Origin of the sequence: Marinibacterium sp. SX1, assembly GCF_050389775.1 — a bacterium.
GTDB lineage: Bacteria > Pseudomonadota > Alphaproteobacteria > Rhodobacterales > Rhodobacteraceae > Marinibacterium.
Map to the genome: position 1 here is coordinate 170,436 of NZ_CP177146.1, position 19,820 is coordinate 190,255.

Annotated in this window: 17 protein-coding genes; 6 read left to right on the forward strand and 11 right to left on the reverse strand. The window is 69.1% G+C overall.

Going from position 1 to position 19,820, the window contains the following annotated elements; translation table 11 throughout:
• Positions 1 to 164: 164 nt before the first annotated feature.
• Together ACK3BB_RS23360 and ACK3BB_RS23365 are read left to right on the forward strand one after the other, a co-directional pair.
• Positions 165 to 1,181: a YeiH family protein gene (locus ACK3BB_RS23360; protein ID WP_428929259.1), complete on the forward strand. Its 1,017-nt coding sequence runs from the start codon at positions 165 to 167 to the stop codon at positions 1,179 to 1,181.
• 147 nt (positions 1,182 to 1,328) lie between these two features.
• Positions 1,329 to 1,895: a LuxR C-terminal-related transcriptional regulator gene (locus tag ACK3BB_RS23365; protein WP_428929087.1), complete on the forward strand. Its 567-nt coding sequence runs from the start codon at positions 1,329 to 1,331 to the stop codon at positions 1,893 to 1,895.
• 40 nt (positions 1,896 to 1,935) lie between these two features.
• Here ACK3BB_RS23365 and ACK3BB_RS23370 read toward each other — a convergent pair whose 3' ends face one another.
• From ACK3BB_RS23370 to ACK3BB_RS23415, 10 genes are all read right to left on the reverse strand, one after another.
• Positions 1,936 to 2,700: an HpcH/HpaI aldolase family protein gene (locus ACK3BB_RS23370; RefSeq protein WP_428929088.1), complete on the reverse strand. Its 765-nt coding sequence runs from the start codon at positions 2,698 to 2,700 to the stop codon at positions 1,936 to 1,938.
• Positions 2,697 to 4,247: a hydantoinase B/oxoprolinase family protein gene (locus ACK3BB_RS23375; RefSeq protein ID WP_428929089.1), complete on the reverse strand. Its 1,551-nt coding sequence runs from the start codon at positions 4,245 to 4,247 to the stop codon at positions 2,697 to 2,699. The genes ACK3BB_RS23370 and ACK3BB_RS23375 overlap by 4 nt, the downstream gene beginning before the upstream one ends.
• Positions 4,247 to 6,370 carry a hydantoinase/oxoprolinase family protein gene (locus tag ACK3BB_RS23380; protein WP_428929090.1) on the reverse strand — a complete coding sequence of 708 codons (2,124 nt, stop codon included), beginning with the start codon at positions 6,368 to 6,370 and terminating at the stop codon, positions 4,247 to 4,249. Before ACK3BB_RS23380 ends, ACK3BB_RS23375 begins: the two co-directional genes overlap by 1 nt.
• Positions 6,367 to 7,149 (reverse strand): IclR family transcriptional regulator, encoded by a 783-nt coding sequence (locus ACK3BB_RS23385; protein ID WP_428929091.1) that lies wholly within the window; start codon positions 7,147 to 7,149, stop codon positions 6,367 to 6,369. The genes ACK3BB_RS23380 and ACK3BB_RS23385 overlap by 4 nt, the downstream gene beginning before the upstream one ends.
• 3 nt (positions 7,150 to 7,152) lie before the next feature.
• Positions 7,153 to 8,430 (reverse strand): TRAP transporter large permease, encoded by a 1,278-nt coding sequence (locus ACK3BB_RS23390; protein WP_428929092.1) that lies wholly within the window; start codon positions 8,428 to 8,430, stop codon positions 7,153 to 7,155.
• A complete protein-coding gene (locus ACK3BB_RS23395) occupies positions 8,427 to 9,005 on the reverse strand; it encodes a TRAP transporter small permease (RefSeq protein ID WP_428929093.1) in 579 nt (192 codons plus the stop codon). Before ACK3BB_RS23395 ends, ACK3BB_RS23390 begins: the two co-directional genes overlap by 4 nt.
• Before the next feature lie 184 nt (positions 9,006 to 9,189).
• Positions 9,190 to 9,561: a cupin domain-containing protein gene (locus tag ACK3BB_RS23400; RefSeq protein ID WP_428929094.1), complete on the reverse strand. Its 372-nt coding sequence runs from the start codon at positions 9,559 to 9,561 to the stop codon at positions 9,190 to 9,192.
• Positions 9,562 to 9,564: 3 nt separating this feature from the next.
• Positions 9,565 to 10,545, reverse strand: coding sequence for a TRAP transporter substrate-binding protein (locus tag ACK3BB_RS23405; RefSeq protein WP_428929095.1), 981 nt, complete (start codon positions 10,543 to 10,545; stop codon positions 9,565 to 9,567).
• 349 nt (positions 10,546 to 10,894) lie between these two features.
• Positions 10,895 to 12,388: an AMP-binding protein gene (locus ACK3BB_RS23410; protein ID WP_428929096.1), complete on the reverse strand. Its 1,494-nt coding sequence runs from the start codon at positions 12,386 to 12,388 to the stop codon at positions 10,895 to 10,897.
• Positions 12,385 to 13,554: an acetyl-CoA acetyltransferase gene (locus ACK3BB_RS23415; protein ID WP_428929097.1), complete on the reverse strand. Its 1,170-nt coding sequence runs from the start codon at positions 13,552 to 13,554 to the stop codon at positions 12,385 to 12,387. The genes ACK3BB_RS23410 and ACK3BB_RS23415 overlap by 4 nt, the downstream gene beginning before the upstream one ends.
• A 153-nt stretch (positions 13,555 to 13,707) precedes the next feature.
• Between ACK3BB_RS23415 and ACK3BB_RS23420 the strand changes: the two genes are divergently transcribed.
• The 4 genes from ACK3BB_RS23420 to panC all read left to right on the forward strand — a co-directional run bounded on the left by ACK3BB_RS23420 (position 13,708) and on the right by panC (position 18,758).
• Positions 13,708 to 14,076 (forward strand): hypothetical protein, encoded by a 369-nt coding sequence (locus ACK3BB_RS23420; protein WP_428929098.1) that lies wholly within the window; start codon positions 13,708 to 13,710, stop codon positions 14,074 to 14,076.
• Positions 14,077 to 14,183: 107 nt separating this feature from the next.
• Positions 14,184 to 16,799, forward strand: coding sequence for a protein translocase subunit SecD (gene secD / locus ACK3BB_RS23425; RefSeq protein ID WP_428929099.1), 2,616 nt, complete (start codon positions 14,184 to 14,186; stop codon positions 16,797 to 16,799).
• 253 nt (positions 16,800 to 17,052) lie between these two features.
• On the forward strand, positions 17,053 to 17,910 hold the full coding sequence (gene panB, locus ACK3BB_RS23430; RefSeq protein ID WP_428929100.1) for a 3-methyl-2-oxobutanoate hydroxymethyltransferase: 858 nt from the start codon (positions 17,053 to 17,055) through the stop codon (positions 17,908 to 17,910).
• Positions 17,907 to 18,758, forward strand: coding sequence for a pantoate--beta-alanine ligase (panC, locus tag ACK3BB_RS23435; RefSeq protein WP_428929101.1), 852 nt, complete (start codon positions 17,907 to 17,909; stop codon positions 18,756 to 18,758). The genes panB and panC overlap by 4 nt, the downstream gene beginning before the upstream one ends.
• A 6-nt stretch (positions 18,759 to 18,764) precedes the next feature.
• Here the strand turns inward: panC and ACK3BB_RS23440 are convergent, their stop codons facing one another.
• The gene (locus ACK3BB_RS23440) at positions 18,765 to 19,811 is read right to left on the reverse strand and encodes an HlyD family secretion protein (protein WP_428929102.1); all 1,047 of its coding nucleotides are present in this window, start codon (positions 19,809 to 19,811) and stop codon (positions 18,765 to 18,767) included.
• Positions 19,812 to 19,820: the final 9 nt, after the last annotated feature.

The window sequence follows — 19,820 nt, forward strand, 5'->3', positions numbered from 1 at the left end:
AGGCCCGGGCGGGCCCGCCCCGCCCCGGCCTCTTCCAAGAACCGGCCCCGATGACGGCGCCAAGGCCCGCCCCGCGCCGGCCCCTGCGGCATCCGCCACCGAACCGACGCATCCCGAGCCGCGCCCCAAGACGTTTGCCAGACGAGGACAGAGCATTGAGCGACCTGACCACAGCCCTTTCCGACCCCCGCCGCCTGATCGACAGGGCCCGGCTGCTGGGCCCGGGAGCGGCACTGGCGGTGATCGTGGCCATGGCCGCCCAGTTCCTGTCCAACCATTACGGCGCGCCGGTCATGCTGATGGCCATCCTGCTGGGCATCCCCTTCCATTTCCTGTCCGAACACGAAACCACCGGTCCCGGCATCGCCTTTGCGGCAAAGGGCCTGCTGCGCATCGGCGTGGCGCTCCTGGGCCTGCGGGTCTCGCTGGACATGGTCCGCCAGATCGGCTGGGGCTTCGTGCTGATCATCGCCGGTTGCATCGCCGTGACCATCCTGGCCTCGATCCTGCTGGCCCGGCTGATGGGCCGCGACAAGGCCTTTGGCTTCCTGACCGGCGGCTCCGTGGCCATCTGCGGCGCCTCGGCGGCCATGGCCATTTCCTCGGTCCTGCCCCAGCGCGAGACCTCCGAGCGCGACCTGTCCTTCACCGTCATCTCGGTCACTGCCTTCTCGACCGTGGCGATGATCGTCTACCCGATCATCGCCCAGTCGCTGGGCCTGGACCAGCACCTGACCGGCCTGTTCCTGGGCGGCACGATCCACGACGTGGCCCAGGTTGTCGGCGCGGGCTATTCGGTGTCGGACGAGACCGGCGACATCGCCACCGTGGTCAAGCTGATCCGGGTCACCCTGCTGGCGCCTGTCGTGCTGATCGGCGCGCTGGTCCTGCGGCGCAATGCCGACGTCGGAGGCAAGCGCCCGCCGCTGCTGCCCGGCTTCGTGGCCATCTTCCTGGTGCTCGCCGCGCTCAATTCCTTCCATGTCGTGCCGGGCTTCGTGCTGGAACCGGCCTCGACCCTGTCGCGCGCCCTGCTGGTCACCGCCGTGGCGGCCGTGGGCATGAAGACCTCGCTGGCCCGGCTGACCGATGTGGGCGGCCCGGCCATCCTGATGATGGCCGTCCAGACCATCGGCCTGGCCATCCTGGTGCTGATCCCGCTGCTGATGGGTCTGGTCTGACGATCTGACGGGAATTGACTTGACGGGCCGGGCGGTCCCTTGCGACCCGAGCGCCCCCCATTGATCCCCACCCATTGACCCCGCAACGCGCGGTCTTCAATGCTGGTCCCGGCCCCGCGCAGGGGCCACCAGGGGACACGCCACGCCATGACAGATCCGTCCGAGCACATCTCGCTGGCCTTCGACCTGGCCCCGGTCGGGCTGGCGGTGACCCGTGACCGCACGATCCTGGCCTGCAACCCGCAATTCGCCGCGATCTTCGGCTATCGCCCCGGCGTGCTGGAAGGCCGGTCCCTGTCGCTGCTCTATCCCTCCGACGAGGAATACCGCCGCATCGGCGAGATCGGCCTGGCCGAGATGCAGCGCAGCGGCAGCTACCATGACGAACGCATCATGAAACGCCGCGACGGCAGCCGCTTCTGGTGTTCCGTGCGCGGCCGGTCGCAAGACCGGACAAGCCCCTTCGCCCGGGCGGTCTGGACGATGATCGACATCTCCGACGCCCGGCCCATCGTCGACCTCACCCGCCGCGAACGGCAGGTGGCCATGCTGATGACCGAAGGCCGGACCAGCAAGCAGATCGCCGAAGCCCTGGGCATCTCGCCCCGCACGGTCGAGGCACACCGGGGCCGGCTCTTCGACAAGCTGGGCGTGCGCAACACGGCGGAATGCGTGGCCCGGCTGAGCGGCCTGCCCGTGCCCGGCGCGCGCTGAGCGCCTTGCGCCGAACACGCGCCCCCGGGGTCAGCGGGGCTTAACCGCCCCGCATCTCGGCCAGCGCCTGGCGCGCACCGTTCAGGACATAGCCCTGGTCGGTGCCCAGCACGAACAGGTTGGCCCCATCCGCCTGCCAGCCCGGGGCCTGCCCCGGCTGACCTAGGAACAGCCCGCCCGCCTTGCCCGCCCGGCCCGCCGCCCCAAGCACCGCGCGGGTCATCCGCGCGACCTCCGGCTCGGCGGCCGAGGTGAAGCCCGCCGACACGGCCAGGTCGACCGGCCCGACAAGCAGCCCGTCGACCCCCTCCACCTCAGCGATCTCCTCCGCATGGGCCACCGCGCCCGGATCCTCGATCTGGCAGACTAGGACGCTTTCGCCGGCCCCGGCCGCAAGATGCGCGGCGATCCCCCGGCTGCCGTATCCGGCCCCGGGGGTCGACGGCGAAAAGCCCCGCCCCCCGGGGCCATAGCGCATCCGCGCGGCCAGCCGCGTGGCCGTCGCGGCATCAGGCACCTGCGGAGCCATGATGCCGGCCGCCCCCGCATCCAGCGCCGTGGCGATCCAATGGCCGTCCAGCTGCGGGATGCGCACCAGCACGGGCAGGCCCGCGGCCCGCGAGGCGACCATCATCGCCGCGATCCCGGCCCGGTCGATGCCGACATGCTCGGCATCGAGAATGGCAAAATCCAGCCCCGCCAGGCCCAGCACCTCCACCACCGCCGGATCGGCGGACTTGATGAAGGTGCCGGCCATCCCCTCGCGCGCCCGAAGGCGCCGGGCAAAGGCCGCGCGATAGCTCACACCGCCGCCCCGTATCCGCCGCCGCCGGGCGTGATCATGAAGACCTCGTCTTCGGGCTGCATCTCGCGCTTGCGCGTATCGGTGACATCCTCGCCATTGATGCGAAAGACCCCCGCCGCGCCATCGCCCCCGCCCAGCAGGCCCTCGGGACCGGCCGTCAGGCGTGACGGAATGGTGTTCAAGAGCCAGCTGCGCCCGGTGCGCATGCGATAGCCGATCCGCTGGCCATCGCCGCCGGGATACTTGCCCGCCCCGCCGGTGCCGTGCTCCAGCTCCTTGCAGGTGAAGGCGATGGGATAGGTGGCCTCCAGCACTTCGACCGGCACGGCCGACACACCCGTGGGATAACACACCGCCGAGATCCCCGGCTTGGTCGCCCGTGCGCCCATGCCCCCGGAATAGTTGAACATCGACGAGGTGAAGGGCTTGCCCGCCTTGTCCTTGCCCTGGATCTGGATCGTCCAGACCGCGCCCGAGCCTTCGGCCACCACGCTGTCGGGCACCACCTGGGCCAGCGCCTTGAGGATCGGGAAGGGCACGTACATGCCCACGACATGGCGGGCATTGACCGGCGAGGGATACTTGGCATTCACCACGCAGTCCTCGGGCAGCTTCAGCTTGATCGGCGCGAGGCTGCCGGCGTTGTTGGGCAGGTCCGGGTTCAGCGAGGAGCGCACGGCGAAAGTGGCATAGGCATGGGTATAGGCCGGCACCACGTTGATCCCCATCGAGGACGGCCCGGAGGAGCCTTCGAAATCGATGGTGATCTCGCCCTTGTCGCTGTCCACGGTCACGGCGGTCTGCAGCGTGATCGTCTCGCCACCCGGCACATCGAATTGCGAGGCACCGTGATAGGTGCCGCCCGGCAGCTTGCGGATCGCATCGCGGGTGGCCTTTTCCGACCGCGCGATGATCTCTTCGGACAGCGCCGAGATGTCATCCAGCCCGTAGCGGTCGCAAAGCGCATTCAGCCGGTCCGAGGCAATGATGCCCGACGACACCTGCGCGCCCAGATCACCCATCAGCGCGTCGGGCGTGCGGACGTTCCGGCGGATGATCTGGAAGAGCGTCTCGTTGGGCCGGCCGGCCTCGTAGAGCTTCATCGTCGGGATCCAGAGGCCTTCCTCGTGGATGTCCCGCGCGCCCGAGCCGATGCCATAGCCGCCGATATCCGAATGGTGGATGGTCGAGCCGGCATAGCCGATGATGCGCTGGCCCCGGAAGATCGGCGAGAGCACCGTGATGTCAAAGAAATGCCCGGCCGACATCCAGGGGTCATTGGTGATCAGCACGTCGCCCGGCTGCAGCTTGTCGATATCGGTGCCGTCCAGCAGGTTGCGGGCGGCCGCGGCCAGCGAGTTGATATGGCCGGGCGTGCCGGTCACGGCCTGGGCCACCATGCGGGCGTTTTCGTCGAAGAGGCCGTTGGCCAGGTCGCCCGCCTCGCGGACGATGGGGCTGAAGGCGATGCGCTGGAGCGCGCGGGCCTGTTCGCTGACGATCCCGATGAGGTTGGACCAGAGGATCTGAAGTTCGACGCCATCCATCAATTGGTTTCCTTTTCGGCTTCGGCGGCGGCGGATGCGCGCGCGGGGGTTTGGGGGCTGACGCGTTTTGCGGCCACGAGGCTGCCGCTTTCGTGGCGGGTGACCTCCCAGCCCTCCAGGACAAAGATCGTGGTTTCGCGTTCCTCGATGATCACCGGGCCGGCGATGCAATCGTCTTCGGTGATTGCCGCGCGCTGCCAGACGGCAACGTCGCGGGCCTCGCCCTTGATGTGGACGGGCCGGCTTTCCTGCACCCGGGCCGACAGGTCGGCAGGGCGCACGGCGGCGCGGTTGGGCTGGCTGCCAGAAGCGGTGACCAGCCAGTTGACGACCTCGACCTTCATGCCATCGAGTTTCAGCCCGTACTGGCGGTGATATTCCACCTCGAAGAGCTGCATGATCTCGTCGGTGCTGCGGCCCTCGCGCGGGTCGGCGGCCAGGTCGATGCGCACTTCGGATTGCTGGCCGAGATAGCGCATCTCGGCGGCGAAGCTGAAGGTGAATTCCTCCTCGCGGATACCGGCCTCACCCAGGGCCGTGGCGCCTTCGGCGATCATCGCGCCCAGCACACCGTCGACGGCATCCCAATCCAGCGCGTCCAGCGTGGTGACATGGCTGCGCACCAGGTCGATCTGCACGGGCGTGACCAGCGTGCCGAAGGCCGAGAGCACCGAAGCCAGCGGCGGATAGATCACCTTGGGGCTTTCGGTCAGCTCGGCGACCATGCAGGCATGCACCGGCCCGGCCCCGCCAAAGGCCAGCAGCGGCAGGCCCCGGTAATCGATGCCGCGTTCGGTGGCATGGGTCCGGGTGGCGGCGGCCATCTGTTCGCAGACCACTTCAAAGACCCCCCAAGCGGCCTGGTTGCGGGGCAGGTTCAGCGCCCGGCCCAGCTCGTCGAATGCCTGCTCGGCCCCCGCCAGGTTCAGCTCCATGTCGCCGCCGAGGAAGCGGTCGGCATTGAGGATGCCAAGAACGAGGTCGGCATCGGTCACGCAGGGGTCGGTGCCGCCGCGCCCGTAACAGACGGGGCCAGGCATGGACCCGGCGCTTTCCGGGCCGATCTTGAGCAGGCCCAGGTCGTTGACCGAGGCGATGGACCCACCCCCTGCCCCGATCTCGATCATGTCGATCGACGGCACGGTGATCGGCATGCCCGAGCCCGGCTTGAACCGGTAACGGCGGTCGACTTCGAAGGTGCCGGTGACCAGCGGCTCGTGGTTCTGCACCATGCAGGCCTTGGCCGTGGTGCCACCCATGTCAAAGGAAATCAGGTCGGGAATGTCGAAGATCCGGCTGAAATAGCAGGCCACCAGCGCGCCCGCCGCCGGGCCGCTTTCGATCATCCGCACCGGGATCGTCGATGCCCGTTCGGCCCCGATCACCCCGCCGTTCGACAGCATGATCAGCGGCTGCTGCCGGAAGCCGCGGTCCTTCAGCTCGGCGATCAGCGCGGTCAGGTAGGGCCGGGTGATCGGCACGGTATAGGCGTTGATCGCCACGGTGGAGGCCCGCAGGTATTCGCGCATCTGGGGCGCGATCACGCTGGAGAGCGAAACGTAGATATCAGGCGCTTCCTCCTCGAAGATCTTGCGCACGGCTTCCTCGTTCACCCCGTTGCGGTAGGAATTCAGGAAGCAGACGGCGACCGACACGATGCCCTTCTCGCGGCATTGCGCGATGACCGCGCGCACCTCGTCGGCCTCGACGGGCGTGCCCACGCTGCCATCGGCAAAGACCCGTTCCTTGAGCGTAAAGGTCCGCTCGGAGGGGATCAGCGGCTCGGCGAATTCGATCTGCGGATCGTACATGTCATAGCGGTGCTCCTCGCGGATATAGAGCACGTCGCGGAAGCCTTCGGTCAGCAAGAGCGCGACCGGCGGCCCCTTGCGTTCGATCAGCGCATTGGTCACCACGGTGGTCGCATGGACCACCACGTCGTCCACGTCCTGCGGCCGGATGCCGGCCCGGCCGGTCACCAGGTCGACGCCGCGAAAGAAGCCTTCGAGCAGGTTGTTGTGCGTGGTCAGGGTCTTGTCGACATAGCTCTGCCCGTCAGAGGCCAGCAGCACGGCATCGGTAAAGGTGCCGCCGATGTCGATGGCAAGCGAATATCTGGTCATAGGGGGTACTCCATGCATCCAAGCTCGGCCGAGATTTCCCGCGCCGCGCCAGTGGCGGCGTCGACAAAGACCTCCGCCGGTTCCGGTTTGATGTCCTGGACCGACCCGACGATGGTGATCGTCGCGGTGAAACGGCCCTCGATGTCGAAGATCGGCGCGGCGACGGCATTGACGCCGCGCAGGGTCTCTTCGGGGGCGACCGCCCAGCCGGCCTGCCGGGCATGGGCGATCTGGTCTTCCAGCCAGTCCGGGTCCGGCCGGTCACCGGGCGCCAGGGCCGCCAGCGCGGTCTCCAGCGCCGCCCGGTAGCCGGGGCCGCCCCAGGCCAGGGCCACCTTGCCCTGGGCCGAGGTATGCAGCGGCAGGATGGCCCCCGGCCGGGTGACGATCTGCACCGGCGTTTCCACCCGCACGATGTCGATCACGCGCATGCCGGTTTCCTCGGGGATCGACAGCGTCACGGTCTGGCCGATCCGGTCGCGCAGGGCGGCCATGACCGGCCGGGCGGCCGAGGTCAGCTGGGTGCCGTCGGCAATGGCCTGGCCCAGGTGGAACAGCTTGAGCGTCAGCCGGTAGCGCTCGGTCGCCGGGTCCTGGCGCACGTAGCCCAGCGAGACCAGCGTGTGCAGGTAGCGATAGACCCGGGCCCGGGGCATGCCCAGGGCCTTGGCCAGGTCGGTCACCCGGCTGGGCTCGCCCCGGGCGGCCATCTCTTCGAGAATGGCAAAGGCCGCGACGGTCGATTGGTTGGTGGTGTTGGAATTGGTGATGTCCGACATGGATCAGCCTCCGAGCAGCGCGGGCAGCGACAGGGTGAGGAACGGCACGAAGGCCACGGCCAGCAGGACCAGCAGGCAGATGCCGATCATCGGCAGGATCGCCCGGGCGACCTTTTCCAGCGGCTGCTTGCCGATGGCCGCGACGATGAACAGGCACAGGCCGACCGGCGGGGTGATCATGCCGATCATCAGGTTCAGCACGACCATCACCCCGAACTGGACCGAGCTGATGTCCAGGAGCGGAAAGACCTGGTTGAGGATCGGCATGGCCAGCACCAGCGCGGCCAGCGGTTCCAGGAACAGGCCCAGCAGCAGCAGCACGAGGTTGAGCATCAGGATCAGCACCCAGGGCCGTTCGCTGATCGCCTGCATGGCCGCGGCAATGGCCCGCGGGATGTTCTCGATTCCCAGGATGAAGGCCGTCATCGAGGCCATGGCCACGATCAGCATGACCCCGGCCGTCATGGTCGCCGTGTCATAGAAGGCCCGGGCGATCTTGGACCCGCCCAGCGTGCGATAGAGCAGCCCGCCGATGATCAGCGCGTAAAGCGCGGCCACGGCGGCGGCTTCGGTCGGGGTGAAGACCCCGGTGCGGATGCCGCCCACGATGATCACGGGCAGGAACAGCGCCGGCAGCGCCTTGACCGCCAGGCCCGCGCGTTCCGATGCGGGCACCGGCGCGGGCAGCGGGTGGTCTTCGACCCGGGCGCGCCAGAGCGCGTAGAGGATCAGCAGGCCGCACAGCAGGAAGGCGGGGACGATGCCGGCCAGGAACAGGTCCGAGATCGAGGTGCCGGTCAGCACGCCATAGAGGATCAACGACAGCGACGGCGGCACCAGCGGTCCCAGGATCGAGCCGGTGGCCACCAGGGCGGCGGCATATTCGGCCTTGTAGCCGTCCTTTTCCACGGCCGGGATCATGACCGAACCGATGGCCGAGGCCTCGGCCGTGGCCGCACCCGACACCCCCGAAAACATCATCGACGACAGGACGTTGACCACGGCCAGCCCGCCCTTGACCCGGCCGACCAGCATCTGGGCAAAGCGTACGATCTGGCGGGTCAGGTCGGCCGAGTTCATCAGGTTGCCGGCCAGGATGAAGAAGGGAATGGTCAGCAGCACAAAGCTGTCGATCCCGGCGATCATCTTCTGCGGGAAGCCGATCATCAGCTGCCATTGATCGTTGACGAAGAGATAGGCCACCGAGGCCAGGCCCAGCGAAAAGGCGATGGGCACGCCGAGGATCATGAACAGGACGAAGGCGGCGAGATAGAGCGTCATTCGGCCATCTCCAACCGGGCGCGGTCCAGCACCTCTTCCAGCGTCTGGCCGCCGGGAATGGCCCGGGCACAGAGCACCAGGTCGCCGGCAAAGCGCAGGGCCAGCAGGCCCATGCCGATGGGCAGGGCGACATAGACCCAGAAGGTGCCGGGCGTCGGCGGGGCGTTGTCGCCGAAGAGGTCTTCGAGGATGAAGCGCAGCGCGGGGATCGCCGCGCGCCCGGCCATCTCGGCAAAGCGCCAGCCATACCAGACCAGCAGCAGGCACAGCAGCAGCGACAGCCCCGTGGTCACGCAGGCCAGCACCAGCGCGGGCACCCGGGGCAGACGGGCCGACAGAAAGGTCAGCGAGGCCACCTCGCCGCGTTCAAAGGCCAGGGGCACGGCCAGGAAGGCCAGCCAGATCAGCATGTAGCGACAGACCTCCTCGGCCCAGAGCAGCGAAGCGTTGAACCCGTATCGCAGCACGATCTGGATGATCATGATGGTCAGAAGCGCCCCGACCAGCGTCACCAGCAGGCCGCGCAACGCGATGCGGAACGGGCGCTGGATCGACCGGGTGGTCATGGCTGTCATTGATGGTCTCCTGTCCGCCGGTCACACCCTGCCCGATCGCCCGGCGAAGGCATCGCGGGCGGGGCGGGGTGATCCGGTCATGGGTCGTCTTGGCGGCCCCTGCGGCGGTCCTGTCGGCCGTCCGCCCGGGGGCCCGGTTGGCTGGTCACGTCCGGCCCGGCGGCGGCACCGCCGGGCGGGGGCATCAGGCGTCCTGGAAATCGGGCTCCTGGTAGGCCGTCAGGTGCAGGTAATCGTCGCGCGGCGGGGCAAAGACATCGAGGTTCACGGCCGTCTCGGTCCCAAGCGCCTCGCCGCAATGCACCACGTCGGGCGGGATGCGCACGACTTCGCCCGCGCCGACCTCGACGACATCGTCGCCGATCTCGAACCGGACCCGGCCGGCCAGGATATAGGCCAGCTGTTCGAACGGGTGGGAATGGGGTTTCTTCTCCATCCCCGGTTCCAGCCAGTTCATCACCATCAGCGCGCCATCGCCCCGGAAGGCCGTGCGCGAGACACCCGCGCGCACCTGTTCCCTGGGCAGGCTGTCCCAGCGGTAGACATTGGTTGCCATCGCTCAGTCCCCGGCCCCGAAGGCATCGACAAAGCGGGCGACCAGCGGGTCCTTGCCCTGCCATTCCTCGACCACCGGCGCGGTCAGGGCCTGCATCGCGTCCAGGTCGGCCAGCCGGTTGATTGTCACGCCATGGCCTTCGAGGAAGGTGATCGTGTCGGCCTCCTGGGCCGCGGCCAGGGCATAGGCCTCGGCCGTCGTCTCGTGCCCGGCCTCGATCAGCGCCGCCTTGTCATCGTCGCTCAGCTTGTCCCAGGTCATGCCCGACAGCATGATCACGCCCGGCCAGAAATACTGGCCCGTCAGCGTCACCTGGGTGGCCGCGTCATAAAGGCTTTCGGACTGGATCGACGACAGGTTGATCTCGACCGCGTCGATCGTGCCGGTTTCCAGCGCCGAGTAGACCTCGCCATAGGCCATGCCGATCGGGTTGACGCCGATGGCCTCCCAGATCGCCTTGTGCAGCGGGATCGGCACGATACGCGTCTTCAGCCCGGCGAATTGCGCGGTTTCGCTGACCGGCACCTCGGCCGACAGGAAATGGCGCTGACCGGCCTCGACATAACCCAGGCCCTTGATGCCGCTGTCATCCAGCGAGGCCAGCAACTCGTCGCCCAGATCAGAGGTCAGCACCCCGGCCAGCTGGTCATAGCTCTGCACGACAAAGGGCAGCTGCAGCGCGTCGAAGCCGCCCGCGCCCAGAACCAGCGGCAGGGTCGGGGCCGAAACCAGCGCGCCGTCGATCAGCCCGATCTGCAGCCCTTCGAGCAATTGCTTGTCATCGCCCAGCTGGCGGTCGCCATAGACCTCGACGGCCACGTTGCCGCCGGTCTTCTCGGCCACCTTGTCGGCAAAGATCTCCAGCCCCTGCTGGAAGATGTGCTTGGACGAGGCCGCATGGCCCATCTTGATGGTCACCTCCTGGGCGGAAAGCCCCATGGGCACCGCACAGACCAAGGCTGTCGTCAGGAACAAATGTTTCATCCTAAGGGCCTCCCACCCCCGGGTCAGATATGGCGCGTTTCACTCCTCAAAACACGTGATACGATATTGAAACACCGGTGAGGGAAGTGTCAATGAGCCTTGCGAGGCGGGGGGCGCGGAAAACTCAGATCGCCGCGTAGACCTATGAAATATCACATCAAATACCCTTGTGATCACAAATTTCCAGGCCGGATCGCCCGATCCGAAACCCCCATTGCCGCAGCAAAATACACGTATGACGTGTATCCTGTTTCGCTCTCCGAACGCCCCGGGACCGGACAGCCGGACGGGCAGAAAAAAGACCGCCGGCAGGCGCTGCCGGCGGTCCGCTTGACGCAGGGTGATTCGCCTAGGCCTCGGCCAGGTCGCGGGCGCGCAGCTCGGTCTTGAGCACCTTGCCGTAGTTGTTCTTGGGCAGTTCGGGCAGGAAGACATAGGCCTTGGGCCGCTTGAACCGGGCGATGCTGGCCAGGCAATGGGCGTCCAGCACGGCCGGATCGGGCGCCGGGCCACGGGCCACGACACAGGCCACGACCACCTCGCCCCACTCCGGGTCGGCCCGGCCGATGACCGACACCTCGCTGACCGCCGGATGGGTCAGCAGGGCTTCTTCGACTTCGCGCGGATAGATGTTGGTGCCGCCCGAGATGATCACGTCCTTGGACCGGTCGCGCAGGGTCAGGTAGCCGGCGTCGTCCAGGCTGCCCATGTCGCCGGTGCACAGCCAGCCGTCGCGCAGCGTGCGGGCCGTGGCCGCCGCATCCTGCCAATAGCCGGCCATGACCGGCGTGCCGCGCACCTCGATCTCGCCCAACTCGCCGGGCGGCAGGGCGGCCCCGTCGGACCCGGTGATGCGCAGCCGCACCGGGCTTTGCGCCCGCCCGACCGAGCCCAGCATCGCGGGCGTGCCGGTGGCGATCTCGTCGCGCGACAGGGCGGTGATGGCCATCGGGCATTCGCCCTGGCCATAGATCTGGACAAAGCGCGGGCCCATGACGCGCAGGGCCTCGACGATGTCGGCGGTGTACATCGGCCCGCCGCCATAGACGATGGTGCGCAGCCCCTCGCCCCGGCTGCCGGCGGCCCGGGCGGCGTCGACCAGCCGGCGCACCATGGTCGGCGCGGCAAACATCGACACGTTGTCCAGCGCCCGGCCCAGGGCCAGCACCTCGGCCCCGTCGAACCCGCCCGAGGCGGGCACGACATGGCGCGCGCCCTTGATCACGTGCATGAAATTGTACAGCCCCGCGCCATGGGACATCGGCGCGGCATAAAGCGCGGCATCCTCGGCACCGACCGGATCGACATCGGCGAAATAGGCCAGGGTCATGGCCTGAAGGTTGCCCGTGCTCAGCATCACGCCCTTTGGCTGGCCCGTCGTGCCCGAGGTATAGAAGAGCCAGGCCAGGTCATCGGCCTCCATCGGATGGACCGGGCGGGCGCCCGACGCCCCGGCCACCAGCGCGGCCAGGTCCAGGACCAGCGGATCGGGGCAGAGCCCGGCCAGCGCCGCGACATGGGCGCCCTGGCTCAGCACCGCCCGGGCGCCGGAATGATCCAGGATATAGGCCGCCTCGCGGTCGTGCAGCTTGGCATTGATCGGCACGGCCACGGCCCCCAGCCACCAGATGCCGTAGAGCGCGACAAGGTAATCGGTGGAATTGCCCGCAAACAGCGCCACCCGGTCGCCCGGCCCCAGCCCGTGACCGTGCAAGGCGGCCGCCACGGCCCCGGCCCCGCGCGCAAAACCGGCGTAATCGGCGACCACCTCGGTGCCGCGCAGCAGCGCCGGGCGGTCCGGCCCGGCGGCGGCGCTGCGGGCCAGCCATCCGGCCGGGTTCATGCCCGGCCCCCGGTGCGTTCGAGGATCGAGACGTAATTGGCCACGCCCGATCCGCCCATGTTCATCACGGCGCCCAGCTCGGCCCCCGGGATCTGCATGTCGCCGGCCTGGCCGGCCAGCTGGCGGGCGGCCAGCGCATGCATCGACACGCCGGTGGCGCCCACGGGATGGCCCTTGGCCTTCAGCCCGCCCGACCGGTTGACCGGCAGCGCGCCATCGGCCATCACCACGCCCTCTTCGATGCAGCGCGCGCCCTGGCCCCGGGGCGCCAGGCCCATGGCCTCGTAGACCAGCAGCTCAGCAATGGTGAAGCAATCGTGGACCTCGGCGAAATCCAGGTCACCCACGCCCACACCGGCGGCCGCATAGGCCCGGCGGAAGGCTTCGGTCGGGCCGGCGAAATCCAGCAGCTCGCGGCGCGACATGGGCAGGTAGTCGTTGACCTGCACGGCGGCGCGGAACCCGATGGCATGGTCGAACTCGCCGGCCATGTCGTCGGCCACCAAGACCAGCGCGGCAGCGCCGTCCGAGATCAGAGAGCAATCGCTCATCCGCAGCGGCGGGGCGATCAGCGGGTTCTTGTCGGACACCGTGTTGCAGAAATCGAACCCCAGGTCCTTGCGCAGGTGGGCCAGCGGGTTGTCCATGGCGTTGCGGTGGTTCTTGGCCGCGATCCGGGCCAGCGCGGCCGATTGATCGCCGTTGCGCTGGAAATAGGCATCGGCGAAGCGGGCAAAGATCATCGGAAAGCTCTGGCCGTCTTCCTCGGCGGCGTAGCCGGCCTGCATCAGCGCGTCGGTCACCCCGGCGGTGTCCATGGCCGTCATCTTCTCGGCCCCGACGACCAGCGCCACCCGGGCCTCGCCCGCGCGGATGGCATTGCGCGCGGCATGGATGGCCGCCGAGCCGCTGGCACAGGCGTTTTCGCAGCGTGTCGCGGGGGTGAACCGCAGGGCGTCGTCGGCCTGCAGGACCAGCGAGGCGGCAAAACCGTCGCGCACCATGCCGGCGTTGAAATGGCCCAGCCAGATGCCGTCGACCTGCCCAGCCGTGATGCCCGCGCTATCCATCGCCTCGCGCGCGGCCAGGGCGATCAGCCCTTCCAGGTCTTCCTCGCGGCGGCCAAAGGGCGTGTGGCCCCATCCGACGATTGTCGCTTCGGTCATGTTCCTGTCCTCCCTTGACGTGGTTCGGCCCATCATGGCCGGCCTGCCGCCGTCCGCCCATCCGTAGAACCACGCGGTTTTCTGCGCGGATCGCGGTGGCCGGGCGCGTGGCAGAGATTGACAGGCGCCCCGCGAAGGGCCAGATGCGCAGGCATGGATGATCGCCGTGCCAGCAGCATGACCTGGATCAGGACCACGCTGGCCCTGCTGCTTCTGGCTGCCGTGGCCCTGGGCGGGGTGCCGCCCCAGGCCCAGGCCGGGCGCATCATGGCCCTGGCCCAGCAGCACGACGGCCTGGTGCATGCCACCGGCACGGTGACCAAGCAGACCAGCGAGGCCCGCCGGGCCGATCCGACCTCGGCGCCCATGGGCGGCGGTCTGGACGAAGGGCTGCTGCCCGTCACGGTGGCCCGGGCCCTGCCCGACAACCGCCTGCGCCGCGCGGCCGCCCCACGCGCTCCGCCCCCGGCCCTGTCGGCGCGCCTGCGCGTCCACCCCGTCCGCGCCCCTCCCCACGCATGATCCGACCCGCGCCCGGCCGATGGCCCGGCGCGTGATCCGTCGTTTCCAAGACCCGTCAACCGACAGCCGAGCCCGGGCCGCGCGCCCCGCCCTGTCGTGGAGAGATCATGCAAAGACCTACCCTTCTGAAACGCCTGGGCGTCTGGGCCATCTGCCTGCTGTGCCTGTGGCTGGCCCTGCCCAACGCCTTTTACTCCCGCGTGGACCTGTCCACCGGTGATGCCCCCCCTGCCGCCGTCACGGCCGAGGCCGAAACCGACACCGCCCGCGGCTGGCCCGCCTGGATGTCCTCCTCGCTGATCAACCTCGGGCTCGACCTGCGCGGCGGCGCCCACCTGCTGGCCGAAGTCGATACCGACGGGGTGATTGCCAAGCGGCTCGACGCGCTCTGGCCCGACCTGCGCGATGCCCTGCGCGCCGATGGCGGCGGCGAGATCCGCCTGCGCCGGCTGGACGCCCCCGCGGGCGAGCTGCGCGTGGCCGTCAGCCCGGCCGGGGCCATGGATGCCGCACGCAATGTTGCAGCAGGCTTTGCCACCCAGGTCACCGGCCCGACCGGCGCCAGCGCGCCGGACCTGGCCGTGACGGCCGACGGTGGCACGCTGGTCATCACCTATTCCGAGGCCGGGCGCAGCGCGCTGACCGACCAGCTGGTGTCGCAGAGCCTCGAAGTCGTGCGCCGGCGGATCGACGAGGCCGGCACCCGCGAGCCGACCATCGTGCGCCAGGGCAGCGACCGCATCCTGATCGAAGTGCCCGGCTTTTCCGATGCCGACGGGCTGAAACAGCTGATCGGCACCACGGCCCAGCTGTCCTTTCACCCCGTGCTCGACGCCGGGTCGGCCGATGCGCTGGTCCTGCCCGCGGCCGACCAGCCGGGCGTGACCTATCGCGTCGATCCCCGGCCGGTGGTCTCGGGCGCCCAGCTGACCGATGCCCAGGCCAGTTTCGACCAGAACGGTCGGCCGGCCGTGTCCTTCCGCTTTGATTCCACCGGCGCCCGGGCCTTTGGCGATTTCACGGCCACCCATATTGGCAGCCCCTTTGCCATCGTGCTGGATGACGAGGTCCTGTCGGCCCCGGTGATCCAGAGCCACATTCCCGGCGGTGCGGGCATCATCACCGGCCAGTTCACCGTCGACGACAGCACCCGGCTGGCCACCCTGCTGCGCGCCGGCTCGTTGCCGGCCGATTTGCAGATCCTCGAGGAAAAGACCGTCGGGCCGGAACTGGGCAGCGACAGCATCGCCGCCGGGCTGCATGCCGCGCTGGTCGGGCTGGTCGCGGTCTGCGTGCTGATGGTCGGCTGTTACGGCGCGATGGGCCTGATGGCCGTCGGCGCGCTGGCCCTGAACATGGTCATCCTGATGGCCGTGCTGACTGTCGCCGGAGCCACGCTGACCCTGCCGGGCATTGCCGGGCTGGTGCTGACTCTGGGCATGGCCGTCGATGCCAACGTGCTGATCTTCGAGCGCATCCGCGAGGAGGCCCGGCGCGAGGGCAACCTGTGGAAGGCCGTGGGCGCGGGGTTCGACAATGCCTTTTCGTCGATCCTTGATGCCAACATCACCGGGCTGCTGACCGCCGGGCTGATGTTCTGGCTGGGCGCCGGGCCGGTGCGCGGCTTTGCCGTGACCCTGGGCCTGGGCATCCTGACCTCGATGTTCACCGCCCTGGTCATCACCCGGCTGATCCTGCAACGTTGGCTGGAATGGCGCCGGCCCCGCAAGCTGCCCCTGAACGGCGTGCTGAAGTTCCTCAACGCCCGGCCGGTCATCGACTTCTTCCGCCTGCAATGGGTGACGCTCGGCGCCTCGGGCGTGGCCGTCCTGGCCTCGGTCCTGCTGATCGCCACGCTGGGGCTGAACCTGGGCATCGATTTCACCGGTGGCACCAGCATGCGCATCGAAACGCCCCATGCGCTGCAATTCGACGCCTATCGCACGGCGCTCGACGGGCTGGGCCTGACCGACGTGTCGCTGTCCGAAGTCCTGGGCAGCGGCACCATCGGCACGACGGGGGGCGAGCACGTGGCCACCCTGCGCATCGCCGCCGACGGGGCCAGCGACGGCGCGGCCCTGGCAACCGACCAGATGCAGGCCGTGCGCGACGCGCTGCACGGGGTCGATCCCGACCTGGCCTTCACCGCGACGGAAACCATCGGCGGCAAGGTCTCGCCCGAGCTGGTCCGCGCGGCGCTGATGGCCATCGGCGGCGGGGTGCTGTCGATCCTGGCCTATGTCTGGCTGCGGTTCGAATGGCAATTCGCCCTGGGCGCGGTGCTGGCCCTGGCCCATGACGTGATCCTGACGCTGGGCCTTTTTGCCCTGCTCGGGCTCAAGATCGACCTGGCCTTTGTCGCCGCGCTGCTGACGATCCTGGGCTATTCGATCAACGACACGGTGGTCGTCTTCGACCGCGTGCGCGAGAACCTGCGCCGCCATGTCACGATGCCCCTGCGCGATCTGATGAACCTGTCGGCCTGCGAGACCCTCAGCCGCACCCTGCTGACCTCGGCCACGACGCTGGTCGCCCTGCTGGCCCTGCTGATCCTGGGCGGCGATGTCATCCGGGGCTTTGCCCTGGCCATCACCTTCGGCGTGGTCGTCGGCACCTATTCGTCGATCTACGTGGCCAAGAACATCGTGCTGTTCCTGGGCGTCGACCGCCGGCCCGTCGAGGACCGCCGGGCGGCGGGCAAGTATGATCACATCACGGCCTGACCTCCACCGGCCGTTCACGGCCTGACGGCCCCGGGCAGATCAGTGCCCAAGGCCCATGGCACGAAACGGCCCCAAGGCCCCCGGCCGGGACGCAACCGCGTCCCGGCCACCCCGACGACACCGGCCTGCCCCGCCGGCGTCGGATACGATCCGGCCGGATTGCACGACCTTCACGCAATATTGTTGCGCCGCACTTGCAAAACCGGCCGCATGGCTCTACCAGATGGCCCCCGCGCAACCCGGAAGCCAGACCATGAGCCGCCCAGCACCGCAAAAGACCCTCTCCGCCTCGGATATCCGTGCCCGCAAGGGCGCCGACCCGCTTGTCTGCCTGACGGCCTATACCACGCCCGTGGCCCAGCTGGCCGACGCCCAGTGCGACGTCGTGCTGGTCGGTGACAGCGTGGGCATGGTGCTGCACGGCCTGCCCTCGACCCTGTCGGTCACGATGGAGATGATGATCCTGCATGGCCAGGCCGTGGCCCGCGGGGTGAACCGGGCGCTGATGGTCGTCGACATGCCCTTTGCCAGCTACGAGGACAGCCCGGCCCGGGCCTTTGCCAATGCCGCCCGGCTGATGGCCGAAACGGGCTGCGGAGCGGTCAAGCTGGAAGGCGGGCGGCACATGGCCGAGACGATCCGCTTTCTCGTCGACCGGGGGATTCCGGTCATGGCCCATGTCGGGCTGACCCCGCAGGCGGTCAATGCCATCGGCGGCTACCGCGTCCAGGGCCGGGGCGCCGATGGCGCGCGCATCCTCGACGATGCCCGGGCCGTGGCCGAGGCCGGGGCGTTTTCGGTCGTGCTGGAAAAGGTGCCCGGCGCGCTGGCCGACCGGATTACCGACGAGATCGACATTCCGACCATCGGCATCGGGGCTTCGGCCGGCTGTGACGGCCAGATCCTGGTGATCGACGACATGCTGGGCCTGTTCGACGCTTTCAAGCCCAAGTTCGTCAAGCGCTATGCCCACCTGGCCGATGATGCCGCCCGGGCCATCGCGGCCTATGCCGACGAGGTCCGCGCCCGGACCTTTCCCGCGCCCGAACATGTCTTCGGCGAGGCCCCCGCCGCGCAGGCGCCCGGGACCACCGGGGAGACCGGCGCATGAAGATCATCCGCCGCAAGGACGAGCTGCGCGCGCTGACCCGGGCCTGGCACCGGGCCGGCGAGACCATCGGCGTGGTGCCGACCATGGGCGCCCTGCATGCCGGCCATCTCAGCCTGGTCGAGGCCGCCCGCGCGGGCACCGACCGGGTGATCGTCACGCTCTTCGTCAACCCGCGCCAGTTCAACAGCCCCGCCGACCTGGCCCGCTATCCCCGCACCGAGGACAGCGACGCCGAGAAGCTCGCGCCCTACGGGGTCGAGGTGCTTTACGTGCCCGATCCCGACCAGGTCTATCCCGAGGGTTTTGCCACGACCGTGTCGGTGACCGGCGTGTCCGAAGGCCTGTGCGGCGCGGCCCGGCCGGGGCATTTCGACGGGGTGGCCACGGTGGTGACCAAGCTGCTGCTGCAGACCGATGCCGACCGGGCCTATTTCGGCGAGAAGGACTACCAGCAATTGCAGGTCGTGCGCCGGCTGGTGGCCGATCTCGACCTCAAGACCGACATCGTGCCCTGCCCGACCATCCGCGAGACCGACGGGCTGGCCATGTCCTCGCGCAACCAGCGGCTGGACGATCGCGGCCGGACCATGGCGCCCGAGATCCTGCGCGTGCTGGAAAGCGCCGCCGGGGCCATCGCCCAGGGCGCCGATCCGGCGCAGGTGCTGGACGTGGCCCGCGATGACCTGGCCCGGGCCGGCTTCGACGCGGTCGATTACCTGGACCTGCGCGGCGATCCCGACCTGGCGCCGCTGACCTGCTATGACCGCCCGGCCCGGCTGTTCGTGGCCGCTGCGCTGGACGGCGTGCGGCTGATCGACAACCTGCCCGTGCCGCCCCGCCGGGGTTAGGGCCGGTCAGGTCCGCGCGGCGGGGTCGACGCGCACGACAACCGACATGCCCGGGGCCAGGGCGGCGGCATCGGCCTGGCCGGCATCGACCGAGATGCGCACCGGGATCCGCTGGGCGATCTTGATGAAATTGCCCGTGGCATTCGAACTGCCCAGCACGCTGAACTGCGATCCCGTCGCCGGCGAAAAGCTCTCGATATGGCCGGCCAGCCGGACCTTGCCGAGCGCATCGACGGTGAAACTGGCGGCCTGGCCTTCCTTCAGCCCGGCCAGCTGGGTTTCCTTGAAATTGGCCACCACCCAGATCGTGTCGGGCACCAGGCTGACCAGCCGCGTGCCGGCGGTGACATATTGGCCGGCATGGGCCGACAATTCACCCAGCCGGCCATCGACCGGAGCCAGGATCCGGGTGTTGTCCAGCGCGATCTGGGCCAGCGAGACCGCTGCCTGGGCCTGGGCCACGGCCGCCGTGCGGGATTGCTCTTCGGTGTCGATGGCCGCCAGTTCCTGGCGGGCGGTGTCGGCCTGGGCCCGGGCCTGGCTGAGCGCGGCGACGGATTGGCGATAGACCAGCTGCAGGTTGTCGGCATCGCTTTCGGTGACCACCCCGCGCTTGCGCAGCTGGATCGACCGGTCCATGTCCGACTTGGCCACCGCCACGGCCGCCTCGGCCGAGGTCACCGCCGCATCGGCCGAGGTCACGCTCGACCGGGCAATCTCGCGGTCCTGGGCGGTGCCGTCCAGCGCCGCCTGGGCCGAGGCCAGCTGGGCCCGGGCCTGGGCCAGTTCCTGGACATAAGACGCGTCGTCCAGCTGGATCAGCAGGTCGCCCTTGGACACGCGCTGGAAATCCTGCACGGCCACCTGTTCGACATTGCCCGAGACCTGCGGTGCAAGCGCCGTGACCTGGCCGCGCACATAGGCGTCATCGGTGATTTGGGCCCGGCTTTCAAAGGGCGGCAGCTGCCAGGCATAGAGGATGCCGGCCACGCCCAGCACGCCCACGATCAGGGCAAGGGCGGTGGCAATATGGCGGGTGAAACGGTTGAGCATCGGTTCGGT

What these genes read in the sequence shown, in the direction of transcription:
- ACK3BB_RS23365 (WP_428929087.1), top strand. Translation starts at nt 1,329, where the DNA reads ATGACAGATCCGTCCGAGCACATCTCGCTGGCCTTCGACCTGGCCCCG.
- ACK3BB_RS23375 (WP_428929089.1), bottom strand. Translation starts at nt 4,247, where the DNA reads ATGGATGGCGTCGAACTTCAGATCCTCTGGTCCAACCTCATCGGGATC.
- ACK3BB_RS23380 (WP_428929090.1), bottom strand. Translation starts at nt 6,370, where the DNA reads ATGACCAGATATTCGCTTGCCATCGACATCGGCGGCACCTTTACCGAT.
- ACK3BB_RS23385 (WP_428929091.1), bottom strand. Translation starts at nt 7,149, where the DNA reads ATGTCGGACATCACCAATTCCAACACCACCAACCAATCGACCGTCGCG.
- ACK3BB_RS23390 (WP_428929092.1), bottom strand. Translation starts at nt 8,430, where the DNA reads ATGACGCTCTATCTCGCCGCCTTCGTCCTGTTCATGATCCTCGGCGTG.
- ACK3BB_RS23395 (WP_428929093.1), bottom strand. Translation starts at nt 9,005, where the DNA reads ATGACAGCCATGACCACCCGGTCGATCCAGCGCCCGTTCCGCATCGCG.
- ACK3BB_RS23400 (WP_428929094.1), bottom strand. Translation starts at nt 9,561, where the DNA reads ATGGCAACCAATGTCTACCGCTGGGACAGCCTGCCCAGGGAACAGGTG.
- ACK3BB_RS23405 (WP_428929095.1), bottom strand. Translation starts at nt 10,545, where the DNA reads ATGAAACATTTGTTCCTGACGACAGCCTTGGTCTGTGCGGTGCCCATG.
- ACK3BB_RS23410 (WP_428929096.1), bottom strand. Translation starts at nt 12,388, where the DNA reads ATGAACCCGGCCGGATGGCTGGCCCGCAGCGCCGCCGCCGGGCCGGAC.
- ACK3BB_RS23415 (WP_428929097.1), bottom strand. Translation starts at nt 13,554, where the DNA reads ATGACCGAAGCGACAATCGTCGGATGGGGCCACACGCCCTTTGGCCGC.
- ACK3BB_RS23420 (WP_428929098.1), top strand. Translation starts at nt 13,708, where the DNA reads ATGGATGATCGCCGTGCCAGCAGCATGACCTGGATCAGGACCACGCTG.
- secD (WP_428929099.1), top strand. Translation starts at nt 14,184, where the DNA reads ATGCAAAGACCTACCCTTCTGAAACGCCTGGGCGTCTGGGCCATCTGC.
- panB (WP_428929100.1), top strand. Translation starts at nt 17,053, where the DNA reads ATGAGCCGCCCAGCACCGCAAAAGACCCTCTCCGCCTCGGATATCCGT.
- panC (WP_428929101.1), top strand. Translation starts at nt 17,907, where the DNA reads ATGAAGATCATCCGCCGCAAGGACGAGCTGCGCGCGCTGACCCGGGCC.
- ACK3BB_RS23440 (WP_428929102.1), bottom strand. Translation starts at nt 19,811, where the DNA reads ATGCTCAACCGTTTCACCCGCCATATTGCCACCGCCCTTGCCCTGATC.